This is a genomic window from Oculatella sp. FACHB-28, from assembly GCF_014696015.1.
In the GTDB taxonomy this organism is placed as follows: Bacteria; Cyanobacteriota; Cyanobacteriia; order Elainellales; family Elainellaceae; genus JAAUTN01.
The window spans coordinates 25,624-33,528 of the sequence record NZ_JACJPJ010000032.1 but is presented as its reverse complement, the minus strand read 5'-3'; the positions used below and the strand labels follow the sequence as shown (position 1 = coordinate 33,528).

Sequence of the window (7,905 nt, the reverse complement as noted above, 5' to 3'; positions counted from 1 at the left end):
ATGGAAGTAATGCACGAGCGCAATGCTCACAACTTCCCGCTCGACCTCGCTTCTGTGAAGGCTCCTAGCATTGTTGGCTAGACTCTAGTCACAGCTCAAGCAAAAGCGCTCCCAAAAGGGGGCGCTTTTTGCATTTTGGTTTGAGATAGAGCGTTTGAACTGAGCGATCGCCCCTATAATCATCCAGGGACATATCCCAAAATTGCTGAGATTAGATACGCTCATGACGCTGACGCAGGTTTGGGGATCACTGCTCATTTTCTTAGTCTGTCCACTTGTGGGTGGTTTACCCCTGATCAGTTGGATTACACGGGCATTGACGGGTCGGCAACTATCCAAGATTGGCACGGGAAATGTCAGTGTTTCAGCGGCGTTTTATCACGGTGGGCGACTTGTTGGAATTTTGGCCGTCTTGTCGGAAGCACTGAAGGGAATTGCGGCTGTTTGGTTAGCGAGGCAGTTCTTTCCAACTGACCCAGTTTGGGAACTGATGGCGCTGATCGCGCTGGTGATGGGACGTTACTGGATCAGTAATGGCGCAGGTACGACTAACGTAGTGTGGGGCTACATTGCGTTCGACTGGGTTGGGGCAGGACTGATTTTTTTGATTAGCGCCGCTACCTTTACAATTCTGCGTGAGCGTAAGCAAGGACGCACATCTGTTCTGATTTTGTTGCCACTAGTCACGGCTCTCCGCCATCCCCATAGCGGTGAAGTGGTAGGCGCAGCAGTAACCCTGAGTCTGTTATTAGCCTGGATTTATCAAAAAATTCCTGATGACTTGAATCTGTCCACTGGTGCAGTACGAGGAGATTCTCAGTCTGTGTTTCAGTTTTTTAGGGGCGATCGCGCCATTCTCTCGCTCGATCGCAACCTCAACCCTGACAAAGTTGGTCACAAAGCAGCAACGCTTTCCCAGTTGCGTCGTTGGGGCTATCCGGTGCCAATGGGTTGGGTGCTGCCTCCAGGAGACGATCCTGCTCCTTTACTGGAGTTATTGCAACCCTCTGCTGAAGAACCATTGGTGGTTCGATCTTCTGCAATCGGTGAAGACTCCGATATCGCATCCGCAGCAGGGCAGTATGAGTCGATTTTGAGAGTGACGAGTCAGCCCGTATTGGAGCAGGCGATCGCCCAATGTCAGCTTTCCTACAGCCGTCCTGCCGCTGTTCAATATCGGCAAGACCTAAAAGTGCCAGAAAGCGCAATGGCAGTTGTGATTCAGCATCAGATCCAGGGTGTTTTTTCGGGAGTTGCCTTTAGCCGTGACCCGATCGCTCGTCAAGGAGATGCAGTTGTCATCGAAGCCTTACCCGGTGGTGCAGAGCGGATTGTATCAGGGCAGTTTACCCCAGAGCAATATCGGGTTTGGGTCGAGGATATTGAGTTTCACTTTAGTGAAGATCCCCAAACCGATCCGTTTGATTGGCGATTGCCCGATATGCTGTCGCTTGAGGTGGAAGGTTCGGGGGACGTGCCGCCTCGTCTGATTCAGCAGGTAGCTTATCTGGTTCGTCATCTGGAAGCCCGCTATCATGGCGTTCCCCAGGACATTGAGTGGAGCTATGACGGTCAGCAACTCTGGCTGTTGCAGTCGCGTCCCATTACAACGCTGTTGCCTATCTGGACGCGTAAGATTGCGGCGGAAGTAATTCCTGGCTTAATTCATCCCTTAACCTGGTCGATTAACCGTCCTCTCACCTGTGGTGTTTGGGGTGAAATTTTTACCATTGTGCTGGGCGATCGCGCTCGTGGGCTAGATTTCAATGAAACGGCAACGCTGCACCACTCCTCTGCCTACTTCAATGCTTCGTTGCTGGGGCAAATTTTTCGCCGCATGGGTTTGCCGCCAGAAAGTCTGGACTTTCTTACTAGAGGAGCCCGATTCAGCAAGCCGCCCTTAACATCAACGCTGAAAAATGTACCGGGGCTCCTGCGGCTCATGGGACGAGAGTTGCGTCTGGTAGAGGATTTTGACCAGGATCAACAGCAACATTTTGTTTCAGGACTTGCTGACCTCGAAGCTCAGCCCGTGGAGGAACTGTCGAGCGTAGCGCTGCTGGGACGCATCAATCAAATTTTGGAATTGCTGAAGCGAGCAACCTACTACAGTATTTTGGCTCCACTCAGCGTCTCAATTCGGCAAGCGCTATTTAAAGTCGAAGATGCAGAGTTAGACACCAGCCAGATGCCCGAAGTAGATGCTTTGCGATCGCTCCAAACCTTAACCGCAAATGCTCGTTCTTCAATGTCGTTGGACTCGCTTCAGCCTAACAGTTCTGCGGTTTTTGCTGCTCTTATAGACAACCCGGATGGTGTCAAAAATACGGTTCTAGAGCAGTTCAACCAGTTTCTCGATCGCTATGGCTATCTCAGCCGTGTAGGAACGGATATCGCAGTTTCTACCTGGAAAGAAGACCCGCAGCCCGTCAAAGACCTGTTTACCCAGTTTCTGTTTAACCCGCCAGCAGAATCTGACGCAGCAGTTAAGTTACGGCAGAGCTGGAAGGCAACCCAGGTTCAATCTCGCTTGAACCTGAAGGCGCAGGTTACGGTGCTCTACAGTCGCCTGCTGGCAGAACTGCGCTGGAGCTTTGTAGCACTGGAGCGACTGTGGCTGTCATCAGGTGTAATGGAGCAAGCAGGAGATATCTTCTTTCTCAAATTCGATGAGATTCAGCGACTCATTGCTGAGTCAGATCTAAAACTGCGAGAAAACTTGTCATACCTGATTGCAGAACGGCGATCGCAGCTCAAGCAAGACCATCGGCTTCGGTCAGTGCCAGCTTTGGTATACGGCAACGATCCGCCCATGCTGACCTATCAATCGCAGTCTGTTGGACAAACTGCCCGCCAACTGCGCGGCATTGGAGCAAGCCCAGGTCGAGTCATCGGACGGGTAAAAGTGCTACAAAATTTGCAGCGATTGCCAGAAGTCGATCGCGAAACGATTCTGGTCGTGCCCTACACCGATTCTGGCTGGGCACCCCTGTTGGCAAGGGCAGGCGGCTTAATTGCAGAAGTAGGAGGGCGGCTCTCGCATGGAGCAATCGTTGCTCGTGAGTATGGCATTCCGGCAGTTATGGACATTCGCAACGCCACTCAACGATTGCAAGATGGGCAGCGAGTACAGATTGACGGACAGCAAGGCACAGTAGAAATTTTGCCCTAGCCCTTTTTAGGGCTGGATTTGGTGCCACCCTTAAGCACTTGCTTCAGCAAATCAGGTAACTGAGAGGGACGTTCTGCAACCGGAACTTTTGCTTGCTTGAGGGCAGCAATTTTGCTTTTGGCAGTGCCTACTTCATCTCTCAATCCAGCAATTTGAGAAGAGACTACCGCTCCAGCATGTCCTGTGTATTGACTCTGAGGCAACGTACGGCCCGCAATGTACGCAACTACAGGTTTATCAATCGCCTCAATGATGTACCGAGCTGCAACTTCTTCACTGTCGCTGCCGATTTTGCCGACAAGCACGATTGCCTCGGTTTCTTCATCTTCGTCTAGGATTTGAAGCCACTGCTGAAAGGTCGAACCAATAACGCGATCGCTCCCAATTCCCAAAGCGATCGACTGCCCAAACCCAGCCTGAGACAGCTCTCTTGCCACTTCATAAGTAAGCGTTCCGCAACGGCTCACGATCCCCACCTTCCCAGGCGTGTAAAACTCCGCTGGGTGAGTACCTAGCAAAATCTGACCAGGCACAATAATTCCGGGGCAGTTTGGCCCGACAACCAGGGTTTCGGCTGCTTCTGCAATCCGGCACAAGCGCATCATGTCCATCGGTGGCACTCCTTCTGTCACCACGATGAGTTGACGAATTCCGGCGGCGATCGCCTCCAGCGCCGCATCTAACACCTGATAGGGCGGCACAAAAATTACGCTTGTATCCACTGTGCCTACACTAAACAAAGCCTGCTCAACCAGGTCAAATATTGGAATTCCTTCTAGTTCTTGCCCGCCATGCCCAGGACTGATCCCAGCTAAAATTTGACCGCTATAAGCTTGCATCAATGGCGCATAGATAGAACCGAGTGGTTCAGTAATGCCCTGAACCAATACCTTGCTCTCTAAAGTGAAATTCATTTTGCCCTTAAAACGCTATTGCTAAGAGAAATTGCTTCGGCGATCGCCTCGTCTAAATCGTCAAACAAAGGGAGTTTCAACGCTTGGAGCATCTGACGGGACTCGTCAAACTGATCCCCAACTAGTCTGACCACAAAAGGTGTTGTGCAGCTATCAAGCTGACGCTGTAAATGAGTGGCGATCGCCTCCGCAGTCTGTTTGCAAAGCATTACGTTTCCCAGGATGTTCACCAATACAACTTTTAGATTTTTGCTCTGCATCATTAACTCTAGCCCTTGCTGAATCCGGTCGCGCAAAACTGCAGGCGAATCATTGTGCCGATACTCACTCCCCAGATTTAGAAAACTAGCCAACCGCCCTCCCGCCTGGTGAACCAAGTCCACCGTGGACATCGTTAGCCCTGCACCATTACAGAGGATGCCAATATTGCCCTCCAGTTCCACCAATGTCGTTTCTGATAAGTCCCTTGGCAAGATTCTGGTTTTAATCTGATTGGGAATTTTCGCCTGGAGAGCAGCCAAATCCGGATGCCGTCCCAATGCGTCGTCATTCGCTGTAATTTTGCCGTCTAGTGCCATCAGTTCTCCCGCAGGACTCACTGCTAAAGGATTGATTTCAACCAAATCCAAATCCTTTTGCAGGAATAGCTGATACATTTTCTCCAAAATGTCACTCACCGACTGAATCAGTTCTCCCTGCAGCCCCATTTTTAACGCCAGCCTGCGAGCATAAAAAGGAGAAAACTCCTGATCCACAATAACTTGCTGCATTGCGCCAATAGTCGCTTCTACGTCCAGCCCGCCCTGCTGGGAACCCAGCAAGAGTGGACGACGGGCCGACCAGTCTAATATCACGGCTAGATAAAGCTCCCTATCCGCGTCATACTTTGCTTCTGCCAGCAGCACAGCAGGATACATGCCTGTGATTGGCAAATTAAAAATAGTTTGAGCCGCAGCAACTGCATCGATTGTATTTTCTACAAAGCGAATCCCGCCTGCTTTGCCCCGCCCACCTGTGTAGACCTGAGATTTCAGTACAACAGGATAAGGAATCTTTAAGCCCTTCAGATCCTTCGGATGGTTGATTTGCTGCGAGGGCAAGATGGGAATTCCCATCTCGTGAAACAATTGCTTAGCCTGATATTCCAACAAGTCCATTGTGACGAGTCACCCCTAAAGAAGATAGTGTCGCGCATCTATCTCGACTCTGCAAACTGTGAATCAACATCAGGCATGTTTCTATAGATTTTTGTTTATAGGTTTCCACGATGAGTTCAATGGATACTTTTATTTATCTGCATGGATTTGCCTCTAGCCCTCAATCAGCTAAAGCAGTGTATTTGAGCGATCGCTTCCAATCGCTCAAAATCGACCTCAAAACTCCCGATTTGAATCAAGAAGACTTCACGCATCTGACCTTAAGCCGTCAGATCAAGCAAATCCAATCTATATTTCCACCGGTTCCACAGCCTATCACCTTGATTGGGTCTAGTTTGGGTGGACTAACCGCCGCCTGGTTAGGAGAATATCAGCCTCAGGTCGAGCGCTTAGTGCTGCTAGCCCCCGCATTTCAATTTTTGGCGCACTGGTTACCCAAGCTTGGTCCCGAGCAAGTGCAGCGCTGGCAGACAGAGCAATATCTGTCGGTTTATCACTACAGCGCACAGCGAATGCTGCCCCTACACTACAACTTTGTAACTGACGCTGCCCAATATGAAGAAACAAAGCTACAGCGATCGCTTCCTACCTTGATTCTGCATGGTCAATCTGACGAGGTGATTCCCATGCAGGCGAGCCGCGACTTTGCAAATCAACGCCCCTGGGTCAAACTGATCGAACTTGACAGCGACCATGCTCTAGCGAATGTTCAACCTGAAATCTGGCGAGAAATTCAAACCTTTTGTCAGCTTTAGGTCGTGAACTACTATTTGTTAATTGTCATTAGTGCGATCGCACCCAAATTCTGAAACTCTACACTAGTAGTACGGCAAGTCTAAAGTGTTGGGTTCCGCTCTGCTCCACCCAACCTACAGTTCTTCTCAACTTGTGTAGCTTGCGTAGGTTGGGTGAAGCGCAGCGGAACCCAACATTCTAAGCTCGACATGCCACTAGTTTGGTGTGAAGATGTTGCAGATATGGATGAAGGCGCACCACAGTACGCCCTTCATAGGAATTGATGTGTCGCGAACTCCTAAACCTTGACCTTAACGTTGAGCTGCCCAGGAGGGCGACGTACCATTCTCACCGAATAGGGCAAAACCCCAACTAATAGCGCAAATGCGTCATCAGGAATTCGCTCAATCGTTTCCTGGTCAAAATAATTTTCAAACTGATTCAGAATCATCTGCGCCCGCTGCAGCGGTTGCGATTTATCGGTAAACTGCTGCGTCAGGCGAATCCACTGCCGCCGGATAAGATAGGCTTTTTGACGCTCCTCATGAGATTCAGGGGAAATTAAAGACAGGTCGCCAACGGGTACAACGCGCTCACAGTCTACGTCGAAAAAGCTGCCTACTGCGGCACCGGGTCCAGCAAATTCAGCATGATAGGCTTTACACAAAATCAGACCGTTTCGTCGTCGGTCATTCACCATTAGCAAATGCCCACACTTAATCTGGTTCAGAATGTCTGACTCATTCGAGCATTCTGAAACGAGTTGGCACTGATGGTTATTTGTACTAGACCCATTTTCTCGCCCATTCATAAACTGTGCGCTACTAGTAGCAGCCTGTATCGACTTGATAGATGTCTAAATCTTTGTGAAGGTGCTGGTAGCTCAGACACGGATTGCCTCACAAAATCGCCAGATAGAACAGACATCAGGAAAAGCAAGAAAACCTAGTGATTTGTACTGCGCCCATTGCCTTATTTTATGGCAAGAAATTAAGGCGATCGCGACGCAACAATCAAGAGATTTTGAAGCAGAGATGAAGATTTATTTTATCTAAGCAAATCTGTTTGACCTGCATTTGCCTGAAATCGTTACAAAAAACTCTGGGATTGATCCAGGTACACCTTAAACTGTAGGATGCATTGCGTAATGTGTTGAACCCTACACTGTGGCATCCGTGCGAAAGATTGTTATTGCTGGCAACTGGAAAATGTACAAAACCCAGGCGGAATCGCTGGAATTTCTGCAAGGGTTTATGAACCATCTGAATGAAACTCCCGATGATCGGGAAATTTTGCTTTGCGCTCCATTCACCGCTCTGGGAGCTTTATCCAAAAATTTACACGGAAGCCGCATCAAAATCGGTGCACAGAATATCCATTGGGAAGCCGCAGGAGCATACACTGGTGAGATTTCTGGCGTCATGCTGAAAGAGCTAGGGGCGCGCTACGTAATCGTGGGGCACAGTGAACGTAGACAGTATTTTGGCGAAACTGACAAAACGGTGAACCTGCGGCTCAAAGCAGCTCAACAGCACGGATTAACGCCAATTCTTTGTGTTGGAGAAACTGGGGATCAGCGCAGCCAGGGTGAGACTGAAACTGTAATCACCCAGCAGCTAAAGCGGGGCCTGGTGGAGGTCGATCAAGACAATCTAGTAATTGCCTATGAACCCATTTGGGCGATTGGCACAGGGGATACCTGTGAGGCGGTTGAAGCAAACCGAGTGATTGGTCTGATTCGTAGCCAACTCACTAATCCAAACGTGCCAATCCAATATGGCGGCTCTGTAAAACCTGGCAACATTGACGAAATAATGGCTCAGCCCGAAATTGATGGTGCATTGGTAGGTGGTGCCAGCCTCGAGCCATCTGACTTTGCCCGAATTGTTAACTTTCAGTAGAGCAAAGTCATCCGTTACTAAATCCA

6 protein-coding genes are annotated in these 7,905 nt (G+C 49.6%); 3 read left to right on the top strand and 3 right to left on the bottom strand.

What is annotated here, in order from left to right; all coding sequences use genetic code 11:
- Positions 1–223: 223 nt before the first annotated feature.
- Positions 224–3,172, top strand: a complete 2,949-nt coding sequence (locus tag H6F88_RS02320) for a glycerol-3-phosphate acyltransferase (RefSeq protein ID WP_190641137.1) — start codon at positions 224–226, stop codon at positions 3,170–3,172.
- Here H6F88_RS02320 and H6F88_RS02315 read toward each other — a convergent pair.
- Entirely contained in the window at positions 3,169–4,086 is a 918-nt protein-coding gene (locus H6F88_RS02315) for a CoA-binding protein (protein ID WP_190641136.1), read from the bottom strand. The two genes, H6F88_RS02320 and H6F88_RS02315, sit on opposite strands and share 4 nt — an antisense overlap.
- Entirely contained in the window at positions 4,083–5,243 is a 1,161-nt protein-coding gene (locus tag H6F88_RS02310) for a succinate--CoA ligase subunit beta (protein ID WP_190641135.1), read from the bottom strand. The genes H6F88_RS02315 and H6F88_RS02310 overlap by 4 nt, the downstream gene beginning before the upstream one ends.
- 110 nt (positions 5,244–5,353) lie before the next feature.
- On the opposite strand from H6F88_RS02310, the gene H6F88_RS02305 reads away from it, so the two are divergent.
- Positions 5,354–5,998: a YqiA/YcfP family alpha/beta fold hydrolase gene (locus H6F88_RS02305; RefSeq protein ID WP_190641134.1), complete on the top strand. Its 645-nt coding sequence runs from the start codon at positions 5,354–5,356 to the stop codon at positions 5,996–5,998.
- A 278-nt stretch (positions 5,999–6,276) separates the two neighbouring features.
- On the opposite strand, the gene H6F88_RS02300 is transcribed toward H6F88_RS02305, so the two are convergent.
- Positions 6,277–6,789: a hypothetical protein gene (locus H6F88_RS02300; RefSeq protein ID WP_190641133.1), complete on the bottom strand. Its 513-nt coding sequence runs from the start codon at positions 6,787–6,789 to the stop codon at positions 6,277–6,279.
- Positions 6,790–7,153: 364 nt separating this feature from the next.
- Here H6F88_RS02300 and tpiA point away from each other — a divergent pair, with 364 nt between their 5' ends.
- Positions 7,154–7,879, top strand: coding sequence for a triose-phosphate isomerase (gene tpiA / locus H6F88_RS02295; RefSeq protein ID WP_190641132.1), 726 nt, complete (start codon positions 7,154–7,156; stop codon positions 7,877–7,879).
- Positions 7,880–7,905 lie beyond the last annotated feature (26 nt).

What these genes read in the sequence shown, in the direction of transcription:
- H6F88_RS02310 (WP_190641135.1), bottom strand. Translation starts at nt 5,243, where the DNA reads ATGGACTTGTTGGAATATCAGGCTAAGCAATTGTTTCACGAGATGGGA.
- H6F88_RS02305 (WP_190641134.1), top strand. Translation starts at nt 5,354, where the DNA reads ATGAGTTCAATGGATACTTTTATTTATCTGCATGGATTTGCCTCTAGC.
- H6F88_RS02300 (WP_190641133.1), bottom strand. Translation starts at nt 6,789, where the DNA reads ATGAATGGGCGAGAAAATGGGTCTAGTACAAATAACCATCAGTGCCAA.
- H6F88_RS02315 (WP_190641136.1), bottom strand. Translation starts at nt 4,086, where the DNA reads ATGAATTTCACTTTAGAGAGCAAGGTATTGGTTCAGGGCATTACTGAA.
- H6F88_RS02320 (WP_190641137.1), top strand. Translation starts at nt 224, where the DNA reads ATGACGCTGACGCAGGTTTGGGGATCACTGCTCATTTTCTTAGTCTGT.